Genomic DNA, 339 nt, shown 5'->3' with positions numbered 1-339 from the left:
ACCAAACAGCAATAAGCTGGGCTTTGCCTCTCTCCTCTCCTTTGCCCGTACAAAAGGCCAATTGAGGTACGGCTTGTCGCATGAATTTGCAAACGAGACCTATGACATTAATGACATGGGATTGAATTTTACCAATAATTACAATAACTTTTTCTGGGATGCCTCTTACAGGATCTTTGAACCGCAGGGAATTTTTAATGAATACAACATCCGGTTAACGGGGAACCACCAGCGCAGGTATGATCCGGACATGGCCGTGACCACTAATTTTGGCACCTCCTTTTTCGGGATGACAAAAAGAAGGTTCGCCTTTGGAGGATCTGCCAATTATAGTACTCC

Annotated in this window: 1 protein-coding gene; it reads left to right on the top strand. The window is 44.5% G+C overall.

The features are described 5' to 3' along the window. Positions 1–339, top strand: a 339-nt coding sequence (locus HC175_RS21650) for a DUF5916 domain-containing protein (RefSeq protein ID WP_235942729.1), incomplete at both ends; no start/stop codon positions are given.

The organism is Salinimicrobium oceani (assembly GCF_012037645.1).
Note: the sequence above shows the minus strand (reverse complement) of the source record. Positions and strands in the feature narration are given on the sequence as shown.